Raw genomic sequence first — 14289 nt, forward strand, 5'->3', positions numbered from 1 at the left:
AGTTTTGTAAAAAGCCTTGTTTTGTCAAATTTGACACGAAATAAAATTTGGACTAAACCCTAAGGGTCTTGAAGACCCTTAGGGTTTGGGGCATAGGACAAGGCAGTGCCTTGTCCCTACATTCGAACTTAATTTTTAGAATTTAACATCATTGCGAAAGTAGGCAGGGAGGTAAAATTAAGTCGCATTTCCTTTTTAGCTACCTATTCCTGAATCAGAATTTGCACCTGCACGCTTTTGGTGTCTTTTTGGTTTTGCATCAATACCAAAAAATAGCAGCCTAAGGCAAGATTTTTGGGCAGTTGCACGCTCATTTTGTTTGGGTATGATGGCTCAAAATCGAGTTGCCAACTTTTACCTTGTGCATCTTGTAGCCAGAGGGTAAAATCTTTTTTTGTGGTGATATGCTGAAACGAAAAATTTTCTAATACAATAGAAAAATGACTTTCCGAAGCCAAAAAAATGGGATTTGGAAAGACCTGCATTTTGAGCGTTTCCATCGGCATTTGGGGGCTATCCAAAGGCGTGAGCGTAACAGAAAGTTCTGCCATGTCATATCCGTCCCCTTTGCCCCCTTGAAATTGGGCGCGAGAAAGGGCAGGAAAAGCCCCCCAAAGCAGCAAAATAGGAAGGCAAATCTTAACAAAACGACCAAGACAAGGAAAAAAAAGCATAGGAAAGGAGGGTTAGTGCTACAAAGGTAGCCGTTTTGTTTGTTAAAATCTCTAAAAAGCCCAACAAAATCGCCCACAAATCGCTACTATGAAAAAAAAGTAGTAACTTGCAAGCTATTAAAGGTTGTCTATCTATCATAGAAGCAATACTATCAAATTTGTTGTACCTTTCAAACATTTCCCCTTCATGCAAACAAGCACAAATTCGGCACAAACGTCAGCCTCTGCTACTCATACCAAAGTGCCTATTACAGTTGCCTACGGCGACGGTATCGGTCCCGAAATTATGGAGGCTACCTTGCGCATCTTAGAGGCAGCAGGCGCACAGTTAGATATCGAGGAGATTGAAATTGGAGAAAAAGTATATCTCAAAGGCAATACGGCAGGTATCGCGCCGCAAGCGTGGGATTCTTTGCGTCGAACTAAGGTATTTTTAAAAGCCCCTATCACTACGCCCCAAGGCGGCGGCTTTAAGAGTTTGAACGTTACGACGCGCAAAACCTTAGGGCTTTTTTCCAACGTGCGCCCTTGCGTTTCGTATCACCCCTTTGTGAGTACCAAGCACCCTGTCATGGACGTGGTTATCATTCGCGAAAATGAAGAAGACCTTTATGCAGGTATCGAACACCAACAAACCGACGAGGTTACGCAGTGTTTGAAGCTCATCTCACGCCCTGGTACAGAAAAAATCGTGCGTTATGCCTTCGAATATGCGCGTGCTTATGGTAGAAAAAAGGTAACTTGTTTTACAAAAGACAACATCATGAAACTGACGGACGGTCTGTTTCATAAAATCTTCGACGAAATCGCAACCGAATATCCCGACATCGAAAACGAACACTGGATTATCGACATCGGTGCAGCCAAACTTGCCGATTCACCCGAAAACTTCGACGTTATCGTCATGCCAAACCTATACGGCGACGTACTTTCCGACGTAGCAGCACAAATCACAGGTTCAGTAGGCTTGGCAGGTTCGGCAAATATCGGCGAAGGCTTTGCCATGTTTGAGGCAATTCATGGCTCGGCACCTCGCAGAGCAGGGCAGAATGTAGCCAATCCTTCGGGCTTGCTTTTGGGCGCAGTGCAGATGCTCGTCTATATCGGGCAGGCAGATGTGGCAGAAAAAGTACACAACGCTTGGCTCAAAACGATGGAAGACGGGATTCATACCTACGACATCTTCAAAGAAGGTACAAGCAAGGAAAAAGTTAGCACCAGCGATTTCGCCTCTGCCGTTATTGCGCGTGTCGGACAGAAGCCTTCTACCTTGAAAGCCGTTAAATACGAAGGTGGCAAATCTATCAAAGTAACCAGCTCTCCTACCAAAAAAGGTAAGAAAGAAACTATCGGCGTAGATTTATTCCTACACTGGACAGAAGCCAACGGCGGCAAAGACCCCAACGTTTTGGGCGAATCTTTGAAACAATACGGCTACAACGGTCTGAATTTGAAGATGATAACCAATCGCGGTTTGAAGGTCTATCCCGACGGATTCCCCGAAACTTTCTGTACCGACCACTGGCGTTGTCGTTATCAGAAAGCGGACGAGTCGCCGATTACACACAAAGAAATTGTAGAATTGATGCGCTTAGTTACCGAAGCAGGCTTCGATGTCATCAAAACAGAAAACCTCTGCACCTTTGATGGCGTTAAGTCTTACTCTTTGGGACAAGGACAATAAAAAACTCAACACCTGCCTTCGGGCTTGGCAAAAGTTTGAAAAATAGGGCGGAGGGCGTTTTGTTCTCCGCTTTTTTTTGGATTTTTTTGTGTTTTTATGATTTAGGAAAACATTAGCTACTTTTTATACAAAATCTTAAAAAAATGAAGTCAAAATTTTTACTATTTTTGTTTTTTTTACTATGTGAAAATACAACGGCTCAAAATCTCCCCCGTTTGGATAGCCTACAACAACGCTATCAATCTGCCCAAAACGACACCATTCGCGCCCTAAGCCTGCATCAAATTGCGCTTCTATATCAAGAAAACAATCCCGACTCTTGTTTATTTTTTGCCCAAAAAGCCCTACAAGAAAGTGAGCGCGTAGGGTATGAAAGGGGAAAGGGTTTGGCTTTGAATGTGATAGCAAAATATCATTACAATCAGCACGATTACAAAGAAGCTCTCAATTTTTATGAAAAAAGCATTTATTTTTCACAAAAAGCAAATGATTTAGAAAATTTATCGCTATCGTTAAACTATCTTGGCGTGTCTTATTATTATTTGGGAAATTATGAAAAAGCACTTCAAACTTATCAGAAAAATTTAGAGGTGGATACCATTCTGAAAAACAAAAAAAATATAGCAAGCTCACTAACGGCGATGGGCAACCTTTATTTTCATCGAGGCAATTATGTAAAAACCTTAGAACTCTACCAACAAAGCCTTAAAATGCTACAAGAAGCAGGCGACAAAAGAGGGGAGGCAATTAGTTGGTCGAATGTAGGCAATATCCATTTTATGCAAAACGACTACGAATCTGCCCTTAGTTGTTATCTCAAAGGGCTTACTCTTTCTGAAAAAATACAAGATAAAAACTTAATTGCTTTGCATTTACAAAGCATAGGAAGCATTTATAGCGAACAAAAAAACTACGACCTTGCCCTTGATTATTTTCAAAAAAGCCTTGCCATTAGAGAAGAATTGAAGGATAAAAAAGGTATCACCGCAAGTCTTTACTCTGTGGGAAAGACCTATGCGAACAAAAAAGAATTTGAAAAGGCAAAAAACTACTTGAAAAAGGCACTTGAATTATTGAATGAAACTCATTATGACAAGGGCAAAATTTACCCACTTATTGCCTTAGCAAATGCCGCTTCTGCCTGCCAAGAGTACGAGCAAGGCATTGAGTACGCGAAGGAAGCCCTGCAAATTGCGCAAAAACTTCAGGCAACGCGCGAAATTTACTATGCCAGCAGCACCCTCTATGAAATTTACAAAGCTAAAGGCGATTTTGACAAAGCCCTCGAATACCACGAACTCTACAAAACCATTAGCGATAGCCTTTTCAGTGTGGAAAAATCGAAGGCAATAGCCGATTTAGAGTCGAAGGCAGAAGTGGAGCGCAAAGAGAAAGAAATTGAAATTTTAAACAAAAACAAAGCCCTTTTAGAAAAAAATAATGAACTGCAAAAGATTGAGAATGAACGTGAAAGAAATGTACGTTATGCCATAGAAAAGCAAGCCGAAGCCGACCGTTTGCGACAAATGGCAAAAGAAGCACAAAGTAAACAGCAGGCGGATAGCCTTTTGCAGCAAGCACAGCGGGCGCAGTTGCAGGCGGATAATTTTCGGATTCAAGCCCAAAAAAAGCAGGCAGAGCAGCGTGCCTTGCGAGCCGAAATGGAGCAGCAAAGATTGGAAAGTGAGCAAAAAATTAGCTTTCAGCGAAATCTTATCCTCTTGGGTACGGTTGTTTTGTTGGCTTTGATGGGAATTGCTTATTTTATTTATCGAAATCAACAACAAAAACAGCGCACCAACTTGCTTTTGGCAGAGAAAAATGAGGAAATTAGGCTACAAAACGAAATGCTTGTCAGCCTCAATCAGACCAAAGACCAACTTTTTGCCATCATTGCACACGATTTGAGAAGCCCCATGTTTGCACTCGAAGAGGTAGCGATACAAATTCAGGCTCTTGCACAAAATCAGACCCTGCCTGCCCTCGAAAAATACAGCCAGCACCTCAATACTTCGGTGCAGCAAACCAATAACCTGCTCAATAACCTTTTACAATGGGCTTTGATTCAACAAAATAGACCCCTACAAATAGACATTTATCCGTATCTTTTAACCGATATTTTAGAAGATATGCTTGCTATCTACCAAAATATCGCCTTTCACAAAAATATAAACCTGCACTTTGAGATAGAAAATGATACACTTGTAAAAGTAGATGAGGCTTCCTTTCAAATTGTTATCCGAAATTTACTCTCCAATGCCATTAAATTTACCCCTCCAAAGGGCAATATTTTGGTGCAGGCTTCGCGCCAAAAAGAGGCGGTATTGCTCAAAATTTCAGACACAGGAAATGGCATGACAAAGGATAAATTAGAACGAATACAAAATCAATTTCAAGCACTATCCGACCTAAGCGATTTAGAAACAACACAAAAAGGAACAAAAGGCGAAAAAGGAACGGGCTTAGGCTTGTTTCTTTGCGCTTATTTTGCCAAATTGAACCACCTAAACGTAAAAGTAGAATCCTCTGCAAAAGGAACAACTTTTCACCTATTTATACCTATTTGATATTTAGAAAACTTAAAAAAAAATTTTATGCGTATCATTATTGTAGAAGATGACCCTCTGTATGCCGCTACGATGGAGCGTCTTATTGTGAAGATGGGCTATCAAATTGTGGGCATAACCGACAATGCCGATACGATGCTGCAATTTTTTCAGACCTTAGAACCCGATTTAGCCCTTTTAGACATTCACGTCAAGGGTTCGATGAACGGCATCGAGCTTGCCAAAAAGGTGCAAAAGTTGGGGTCTGATGTGCCTATTATTTTTGTAACTTCCTTTGCCGATGGCGATACCTTCGAGCAAGCAAAGAAAACGCTGCCCTACGCCTACATCATCAAGCCTATCAATGTAGCCAATTTGCAGCGTACTATCGAGCTGGCTCTTATGCGGCAAAATTTTAAAGAAAAAAACAACAAGGATTTGCAAGCAAAAAACTGGGAAGAAGATATTTTAATCAAAGATTCTATCTTTGTTAAATATAATAGCCGTATCATAAAAGTTCCGTTGCGCGAGTTGAGCGTTTTGGAAGCCAAAGACAAGTATGTCAAGATAAACACAACGCAAGAAAACTACCTTGTGCGTATGTCTTTGCGCGAAATTTTGGAAAAACTGCCACCTACGGAATTTGTCCAAATCCATCGCTCTGTGGTCATCAATGCCAGCAGGATAGAAAACATCGAGCTGCGCGACAATACCGTACAGGTAGGGGGCGAAATATTCGACATCGGCAGAAACTACAAAGATGCCTTTCTCAAACGCCTTAATATGCTGCTCTAAAATTTTTAAGATTTTTTCATAATCGCCTGATAATCGCCTGATAATCGCGACAGTTTGCCCCTTTGTTGCGTCTTTTCAGGGTGTAAAAAAAGTTTAAAAGCCTTTTTCCTCGTTATCTAATAGGAGGGCTTTTTACACCCAAAGCCGTAAAAATTCTAAACCTATTTTAGGTATAATTTTAAAATCCATCTATTTTCGTCTAAACCACTTCCCTATGCGCTTTTATACGACTTTGATAGCCGCTTTGCCGACATATTTTTGGCTCTTGGTAGGATTGGGGGGCTATCTTTTGATGCCTACCTCGCTTTTGGCGCAAACGCCCGACTCACTTTCGACCTCACCTTCGACCTCACTTTCGTCTTCGTCTTCCGCCGCAGGCGAAGACACAATCTTGCATCTGGCGCGGCGTGTAGAGATTTCGGCAGAGGTAGAGCGGCAAGCGGATTATACCTTCTATCAGGTTTTTCCCTTAGCAGAAAAAGGGCTTGTTTTTAGCATGGAGCGCGTTTTTTTGGGTAGGAAAGAATTTGCTTTTGTAGGCTATGACAAAGAATTAGAAGCCCTTTGGCAACAAACTTATAGCCTCGAAACGACAGAAACGCGGATTCGCCACTATTTTGTAGAAGGCTATTATCTCTACTTTTTACTTTACAAAAAAAACTATGAATATGAAATCCTACGCATAGACGCACGCAACGGCGACCTCTACCAGATTCCTTATCGCAAGCTCATGAAATTTGAGGTACAATATTTTCGCGTTCTGAAAAATATTGCACTTTTGGGCGGTGAGGCGGAAGGAAAAGCAGCTGTGATTTATTGGAACATGCTCACAAAAGAACAAACCCTACTGCCAAGCCTTTCTAAAAAACAGACCTACGTAGCAGGTTTGGAAGTAGATACCGAAAATGAACAAATTTTGGTGATTTTGAACGGAAAATATAGCCAAAACAAGGAAATATTTTTCAATACCTACACCCTCGATGGCAAATTAGCCTATCAGACCAGCATCTTTCACAACGATGAGTACCAACTGATGACCTTTCGCCCCTATTTCATTGCGCCACGCCGCCTTTTAGAAACCGAAACCGCCGATTCGGTACAAACCCAAGAAGAGCAGTTGCTTATCTTAGGCACTTATAGCCTCAAACAGTGGCAGCAGACGCAGGGCATTTATAGTCTGATGCTCAAAGGGGGAAAGGAGGAGAGTTTGAAATTTTATGATTTTGCTTATTTTCAAAATTATTTTGGCTACCTCGATGCCAAAGCTCGCGAAAAAGTCCTTGCCAAGATTGTCAAGCGCAAAAAAGAAGGCAAATTCAAGCGTTACGACCACGACTACTTTATCGGCGATTTGAGAATCCACCAAAACCGCCTCTTTTTGAGCCTGCAAGCCTATACAGGCGTGTATTATGGCAGCCGCTTTTCGCCTAATCCGCTTACGGCGATGCCCTATTCGCCCTACTACGATTACAGCCGCTATTGGATTCGCAACGATAGGGGCTTGCTTCGTAGCAATATGAACCGCTATTACGACTATGAAAACTTTTGGAGCAATAGCAAAAAAGCACCCTCTATTTTTCGCTATTTCCAAACCATAGTCTGTGCCTTTGACACACAAGGCAGGCTCATTTGGGACAACCAATTTAGCCACAAGGAAATAGAAAAGACCGAACCCGCTATTTTTGTAGACTACGCCGTAAAAAATGATACCCTTAGTTTCCTACAAATAGACGAGCCGAAATGGTACTACAAACAGACCCATTCCGACCAATTTGAGGAAGAACGACAGGAACGCGACCGCCGCACCCTTGAAAAAACCTTCAAAGAAGGGCGAACCAGCGACGAACTCATTTATGCTTGGTATGGCGATTATTTTCTGCACACAGGCTACCAAATCATTCGCGCAGGCGAAGAGCCACGCCGCAAGGTCTTTTTTATCCATAAAATTTCCATCGAAACACAAACGCGCTAAGGCAGAAGGCGTACAAAATGTTACCCTTTTGTTATGGCGTTGGTATTGCCGTTTGCATTGTGTAATTTTGTGCGGTCAAAAGTAGGCACAAAAGCGGCAGTGCCGTACCCTTCGATTGCCTACTTTTGTTCAGGTCTTCCTTCCTCTCCTGATTTCCTTTCATCTGATAACCCCCCTTGATTCAAAATGCAAAGTTATCTCGACCTACTCAAACTCACTTTCTACCTCGATACGCCCGATTTTACGGTAGAAAATGGGGAGTTGTATTTTCATGGTGTGCATCTCAAACCCATCATCGAGCAATATGGTACGCCTTTGCGCTTGACTTATAGACCCAAAATAAGCGAAAATATCGCCCGTGCGCGTGCCTACTTTCAGCAGGCAATGCAGCGCGTAGGGTATCAAGGGAACTATCACTACTGTTATTGTACCAAATCGTCGCATTTTTCTTTTGTCTTGGAAGAGGCGGTCAAGAATGGGGTACATCTCGAAACTTCTTCTACTTTTGATATCGAAATTGCCAAGCGATTGCACCAAAAAGGACTTATCGATACCAACTTGATGGTAGTCTGCAATGGTTTCAAAAGAAAGGAATATTCCCAAAAAATTGTGGAGCTAATTGGCGCAGGCTTCCAAAATTGCATGCCTGTATTAGACAACGCCGCCGAATTAGAGGCATACGCACAAGCCGATTTGCCAGAGGTCAAGCTCGGTATCAGAATCGCGACCGAAGAAGAACCCAACTTTGCCTTCTATACCTCGCGCTTAGGCATTAGCTACAAAGATGTAACGACGCTTTACAAAGAAAAAATAGCGACCAATCCGAAGTTTAAACTCAAACTGTTGCACTTTTTTGTCAATTCAGGCATCAAAGACACGCTTTATTTTTGGAGCGAACTCAATAAGTTTATCTACAAATATTGTGAGTTGAAAAAAATATGTCCCGACTTGCAATATTTAGACATCGGCGGTGGGCTGCCTATCAAAAATTCTTTGGGTTTTGAATATAATTATCAATATATGATTGATACCATTATAGAAAATATCCAAAAAGCCTGTGAAAAAGAAGGCGTACCCGTTCCCGACATCCTGACCGAATTTGGTAGCTTCACCGTAGGCGAAAGTGGTGCTATGATTTTTTCCGTTATCGGACAAAAACAGCAAAACGACCGCGAATGTTGGTACATGTTAGATGGCTCGATGATTACGCACCTGCCCGATATTTGGGGCATGAACCACAAATTTATCCTGCTGCCCCTTAGCAACTGGGAAAAAGCCTACCAACAGGTGCATCTGGGCGGCATCACCTGCGATAGCTTAGACTACTACGACTCGGAAGTGCATATCGCCAAACTCATGCTACCCGAAACCACCGAAAACGAACCCTTTTATGTAGGTTTCTTTAATACAGGTGCTTATCAGGAAAGTTTGGGCGGCTATGGCGGGATTCAGCACTGCCTTGTGCCTGCGGCAAGACACGTCATTATTGATAGAGAAGACGACGGCACAATCCGCACCACACTTTTCCGAAAAGAACAAGACGAAGAAGCGGTGATGGAAATTTTGGGATATTAAATTTATTTCTATCCTATTTTCTGCTCCACTGCTACGGATTTTAAATGAGAAGGGGCTTGCCCAAAAATGTTATGTTCTACCAAAAGCCTTGTATTTTCAAATTTGATGCAAAATAAAATTTGGCTTGAATCCCAATTGGGTCTGAAAACCTTTTTTTGTTTCAATCCAACTTCGGACAAGGCAATGCCTTTTCCCTACAAAGTGGGTATGACTTTTAGAACTTAGCATTGCCAAACTTGTCCCTTCTCATTTTGAAAACTGCTTTCTCAATTTTCTAAAAATAGCCATGTCCGAATTTTCCGCAGCATTGCCTCGTTTGATAGAAGACTTACCCTTTTTTTATAGTGAAATAGGATTAAGCCTCGCTTTTATATTGCTTTTGGTAGGCATTGTTTTAAATGGTTCAGACAAAAAACTGGCATTTTTTACCTTTTTCTGTTTTTTGTGTAATTTACTTTTTCTGGGGTTAGAATTAGAAAATAGCCTTTCCGCTCCTTCTTTTTCCTTTGGCAATCGCTTTGTGCATAGCCCTTTGGAAACAAAGGCGAAACTCCTGCTCTCGGCGATTTCGGCGGTTTCGGTTTGGCTTTTTTGGGCAGATAGGCGTTTGCGAAAAGGGCGAGGAGAACGCTACTTGGTTTTGATGGCGTTGCAACTTTTGGGGCAATTTGCCCTTATGAGTGTGGATTTTATGGCTTTTTTTGTGGCTTTTGAAGCACTATCTTTGCTTCTTTATGGCTTAGTCGCGACTTCGAAAGACAAAAATAGCAGCCGCATAGCCTTGCAGTATCTACTCTTTGGGGCTGTGGCTTCGGCATTGATGCTCTATGGGGCTTCGCTTCTCTATGCGCGTTATCGCAGTTTCGAGGTGGGTATTTGGCTTGCTGCTCTGAAAGAGGGCGAATCGGCTACCACACTTATTCCTTTTTTGCTTTTTTATATTGGTTTTTTCTTCAAATTAAGTCTTGTGCCTTTTCATTTTTGGTCGCCAGATGTGTATGAAAAAACGGCTACAAGTCTTGTCGCTTACCTCTCTATTTTTCCAAAAATTGTCGCGCTTTTGGCTTTTTGGCATTTCTATCTGCCTGATAATCAAATACTTCTCTATTTCATTATTTGGATAGGCTTGCTTTCTATGTTTTGGGGCAATATTGGGGCTTTGCTACAAACGCAGTTGAAACGCTTGATGGCATATTCGGGTATCGCCCATAGCGGCTTCTGGCTCTTGGCATTGGCATTGCACCAAAAAAATAATTTAGAGAGTCTTATTTTTTATGTTTTTATTTATACTTTGCTCAATTTGGGCTTCTTTATTTGGCTGCTAATAGAAGAAAGGCGCGGTTTTAAGGGCGATTTGAAAGAAACTTTCATTTTTGAAAAAAGATGGACTGCTTTTGCCGTTTTGGTGGCACTTATCGGCTTGGTGGGTTTGCCCCCAACGGCAGGATTTAGTGCCAAACTGCTTCTTTTTTCCGCCTTTTGGGAGCAAGTTGCGGATAAAGAAAATTATTTTCTACAAGTGGTTTTCGCCTTGGGACTGCTCAATACTCCCTTGGGGTTGTTTTTTTATCTCAAAATCCCCTATCATATTTTTATCAAGAAAAAAGAAACCCCCAATCCGCATTTGGCAAAGTGGCAAGCTCATTTTGCAGCAAAGCGGTCGGCTTTCTATTGGATAGGAAGCGGCGTTTTGGTTGGCATTGCCTTGCTTGTTTTGCTCTTTTTTGTAAAAATAGACTGGCTTTTCTAATTTTTTAGACAACCCAAAAAAGAGCCACTAACGAAATTAAGCGGAATTTTGTTCCTCGCACCTATAAAATCGAGTACAACTGCTATCTTTGCGATAAAATCGGGTAAAAGCCTCGATTGCCTTTCTCTTTCGACTCTATTTCGGCAAAAAAACGTACTTATATGCAAATTAAGACAAAAAAATATCAGTTAGATGCAAAAACCTATACGCCTATCGCTTTTAGCAATGTCTTAAAGGCTTGGTGGTGGGTCTGGCTTATTCCCGCAGGGCTGCTCTTGCTATTTGGGGTAGCGGCAGCCATTTGGAGTATGGCTTGGCTTTGGTGGGGAATTGGCGTTACCGTCGTGTTGGTGGGCTTGTATATCCTCTTTTGGTACTTGCAGGTGGTAGCCATTACGCAACACGAAAAGACAAAAACTTTATTTGAAAAGTACAATTATATCATCACCAGCAAAGAAATTTTGGTCATGATAGACGAACAACGCGGCTCGCCTATCGCTTGGGATAAGATTATCAAAATCGCTAAAAATAAGGAGGCTTATGTGCTGTTTCTCTCGAAAGTAGAATTTTTCTACCTCCCTTTTCGTATTTTTGGTGGTGATAATCAGCTCAAAATGTTTGAAACGATTTTAAAGCGCAAAGGCTTTAACGACATCAAAACCATCGAAACCTATGCAAAAAAAGCATAAAATCTTGATGATGCTCTTTATCGGCATCACCACCTTTATCGTTTCCTCGTCTTATTATGCCTACCAAATGGCTTACACGCCCAACATTGTCATCAATCAGGGCGAAGCCGTTTCGGTCTATATTCCCAAAGGGGCGACCTACCTGCAAACGCTCGACACGCTACGCAAGTACAACGTCTTCAACGATGAGATGTCCTTTCGCGCTGTTGCTCGCTTCCTCAAATACCCTGACTTAGTTAGGGCAGGGCATTATACCTTTACCAAAGAGATGAGCAACCTTGCCGCCATTCGCATGCTACGGGGCGGACAACAGGCAGCGGTTTTGGTTACGTTTAATAACAACCTGCGCACTTTGCCCGAATTAGCAGGCAAACTTTCGCGCAACCTCGCCCTCGACTCGGCAACCCTTAGTCAATACCTGCAAGACCCCAAGACGGCAGAAAAGTATGGCTTCAAACCCGAAACCTTTATCGCAATGTTTTTGCCCAATACCTACCAAATGTATTGGACAACCACCGAAGAACAACTTTTGGAACGCCTCAAACAAGAGTACGACAAGTTTTGGAGCGAAAAAAGGCTCAAAAAGGCACAAGCCATAGGGCTTACCCCTTTGCAGGTCAGCATCTTAGCCGCTATCGTAGATGCCGAACAGACCCAACGCGACGACGAAAAGCCGCGCATTGCAGGCGTGTATCTCAACCGCTTGGAAAAGGACATGCCCCTACAAGCCGACCCAACCTTAGTCTTTGCCATCGGCGATTTTAGCATCAAAAGGGTCTTGAATCAGCACAAGGAAATAGATTCGCCCTTTAATACCTACAAATACACAGGGCTACCTCCTGCTCCTATTCGCCTGCCCTCTATTGCAGGTTTGGAGGCAGTTTTGAATCCTGAAAAGCACGATTATATCTTCTTTTGTGCGCGTGAAGACTTTTCGGGCTACCACAACTTTGCCGTTACGTATAGCGAACACGAGCGAAATGCCCGTAGCTATCAGGCAGCTTTGGATAAGGCAGGAATTAGGTAGATATAAACAAAAAAAACTAACAGTTTTTTTGAAAACTGTTAATTTTTCGGCGTTGTTACAACGGTCAGAAGGTCAAAAAACGGTTTTTTGTGCTTCGCGCAAACCTGCTGAACCCCCACCCTGCCCTCCCCCCATAGGGGAGGGTTCGAAAGCCAAATCATTTTTTTATGCTCGCATAAAAAAATGATACCGCATAAAAGCCCCGCCCTATGGGGGCGGGGTTTGGGGCAGTGATGTTAAATTCTAAAAATTAGGTTCGAATGTAGGGACAAGGCATTGCCTTGTCCGCAGTGAGATTGAAATAAAAAAGGAATGAACCCCACCCTGCCCCAGTGATGTTAAATTCTAAAAATTAGGTCGAATGTAGGGACAAGGCATTGCCTTGTCCGCAGTGAGATTGAAATAAAAAAGGAATGAACCCCACCCTGCCCTCCCCCAAAGGGAGGGTTTCAAAACCAAATTTTATTTCGTTTCTAATTTGACCAAACAAGTTTTTTTACAGAACTTAACATTACTGGGGTTTGGGGTGGGGTGCATTTAAGGCTTTTATCGTTGTAACAACGCCAGTTTTTTTACAATCCTAAACTTTTATACCATGTCTTTTTTGAAAGCCCAATGGCGCAAACTTTTGATGGCAAACTATGCAGTAGAGCCGCAGCTTTTAATGCCTTACCTGCCACATGGCTGTGAATTAGACCTATGGCATGGCACTTGTTATGTGAGTTTGGTAGGTTTTATGTTTCAGGACACGAGGCTTTTGGGTATCAAAATCCCCTTTCACGTCAATTTTGAGGAGGTAAATTTGCGCTTTTATGTCAAATGTCCCGATACAAGCCAAAAGGGAGCTTACAAGCGTGGTGTTGTCTTTATCAAAGAAATTGTGCCTAAACCTGCCCTTACTTGGGTAGCGAACACGCTTTACAAGGAGCATTATCAGACCCTCCCTATGCGTCATTTTTGGCGAGAAACACAAGAAAAAAAGGGCGATAGCCCCAAACCTATTTTAGAGGTAGGCTATGAATGGAAGAATCAGAAAGCGGCGCAGTGGCAAACATTTCAAGCCAAAGCCCTTCATACCGCACAGCCTTTGGAAGTGGGCAGTGAAGCCGAATTTATTACCGAACACTATTGGGACTATACTTATCTTTCTGCCACAAAAACCTCTGAATATGAGGTACGACACCCGCGTTGGGCTGTATATCCCATTCTAAGCTACCACATAGCGGTAGATTTTGGGGCTACTTATGGTCAGAATTTTAGCTTCCTAACGGAAAGCGAACCCAAATCCGTATTTTTAGCCGAAGGCTCGGAAATTTCGGTGGAAATGTTTGAAAAGGCATAGGTGGGTATCTCACAGAAAACCCTATCTTAACTCTCTTTTGTCTTACAAAAATAGAAAATTATCTTGCACCCTCACAAAGCTAAAATTGGCTTAATTAAGAAAAAGGAACAGAATATCACAAAAGAGGTTACAATTCTTTGCTCAATTTACGAACTTCCTCGATGGATAGTTTCGTGAGTTCGGCGGTCATTTCTATAGAAAGTCCTCTTTTTAAACAAGAGATTGCTAATTCACG

Annotated in this window: 10 protein-coding genes; 9 read left to right on the forward strand and 1 reads right to left on the reverse strand. The window is 42.2% G+C overall.

The genetic code is table 11. From position 1 onward, the window contains the following. Positions 1-203: 203 nt before the first annotated feature. Positions 204-674: a hypothetical protein gene (locus G500_RS0116425; RefSeq protein ID WP_027003347.1), complete on the reverse strand. Its 471-nt coding sequence runs from the start codon at positions 672-674 to the stop codon at positions 204-206. A 187-nt stretch (positions 675-861) separates the two neighbouring features. Between G500_RS0116425 and G500_RS0116435 the strand changes: the two genes are divergently transcribed. From G500_RS0116435 to G500_RS0116490, 9 genes are all read left to right on the forward strand, one after another. Beyond that, positions 862-2358, forward strand: coding sequence for an NADP-dependent isocitrate dehydrogenase (locus tag G500_RS0116435; protein ID WP_051203763.1), 1497 nt, complete (start codon positions 862-864; stop codon positions 2356-2358). Between the two features lie 143 nt (positions 2359-2501). Further along, the gene (locus tag G500_RS0116445; RefSeq protein WP_027003350.1) at positions 2502-4925 is read left to right on the forward strand and encodes a tetratricopeptide repeat protein; all 2424 of its coding nucleotides are present in this window, start codon (positions 2502-2504) and stop codon (positions 4923-4925) included. A gap of 27 nt (positions 4926-4952) precedes the next feature. Then, complete coding sequence (locus G500_RS0116450; RefSeq protein WP_027003351.1) at positions 4953-5699, forward strand: LytR/AlgR family response regulator transcription factor; 747 nt, start codon at positions 4953-4955, stop codon at positions 5697-5699. Between the two features lie 214 nt (positions 5700-5913). After that, positions 5914-7671: a hypothetical protein gene (locus G500_RS0116455; RefSeq protein ID WP_027003352.1), complete on the forward strand. Its 1758-nt coding sequence runs from the start codon at positions 5914-5916 to the stop codon at positions 7669-7671. A 186-nt stretch (positions 7672-7857) separates the two neighbouring features. Then, positions 7858-9246, forward strand: coding sequence for a type III PLP-dependent enzyme domain-containing protein (locus G500_RS0116460; protein WP_027003353.1), 1389 nt, complete (start codon positions 7858-7860; stop codon positions 9244-9246). 286 nt (positions 9247-9532) lie between these two features. Continuing rightward, on the forward strand, positions 9533-10996 hold the full coding sequence (locus G500_RS0116470) for an NADH-quinone oxidoreductase subunit N (protein WP_027003354.1): 1464 nt from the start codon (positions 9533-9535) through the stop codon (positions 10994-10996). A gap of 161 nt (positions 10997-11157) precedes the next feature. Continuing rightward, positions 11158-11685: a YcxB family protein gene (locus G500_RS23890; RefSeq protein ID WP_035757758.1), complete on the forward strand. Its 528-nt coding sequence runs from the start codon at positions 11158-11160 to the stop codon at positions 11683-11685. Continuing rightward, positions 11669-12712 carry an endolytic transglycosylase MltG gene (gene mltG, locus G500_RS0116480; protein WP_035757761.1) on the forward strand — a complete coding sequence of 348 codons (1044 nt, stop codon included), beginning with the start codon at positions 11669-11671 and terminating at the stop codon, positions 12710-12712. The genes G500_RS23890 and mltG overlap by 17 nt, the downstream gene beginning before the upstream one ends. Positions 12713-13307: 595 nt before the next feature. Then, on the forward strand, positions 13308-14054 hold the full coding sequence (locus G500_RS0116490; protein WP_027003356.1) for a YqjF family protein: 747 nt from the start codon (positions 13308-13310) through the stop codon (positions 14052-14054). Positions 14055-14289: the final 235 nt, after the last annotated feature.

This window comes from Hugenholtzia roseola DSM 9546 (assembly GCF_000422585.1).
In the GTDB taxonomy this organism is placed as follows: Bacteria; Bacteroidota; Bacteroidia; order Cytophagales; family Bernardetiaceae; genus Hugenholtzia; species Hugenholtzia roseola.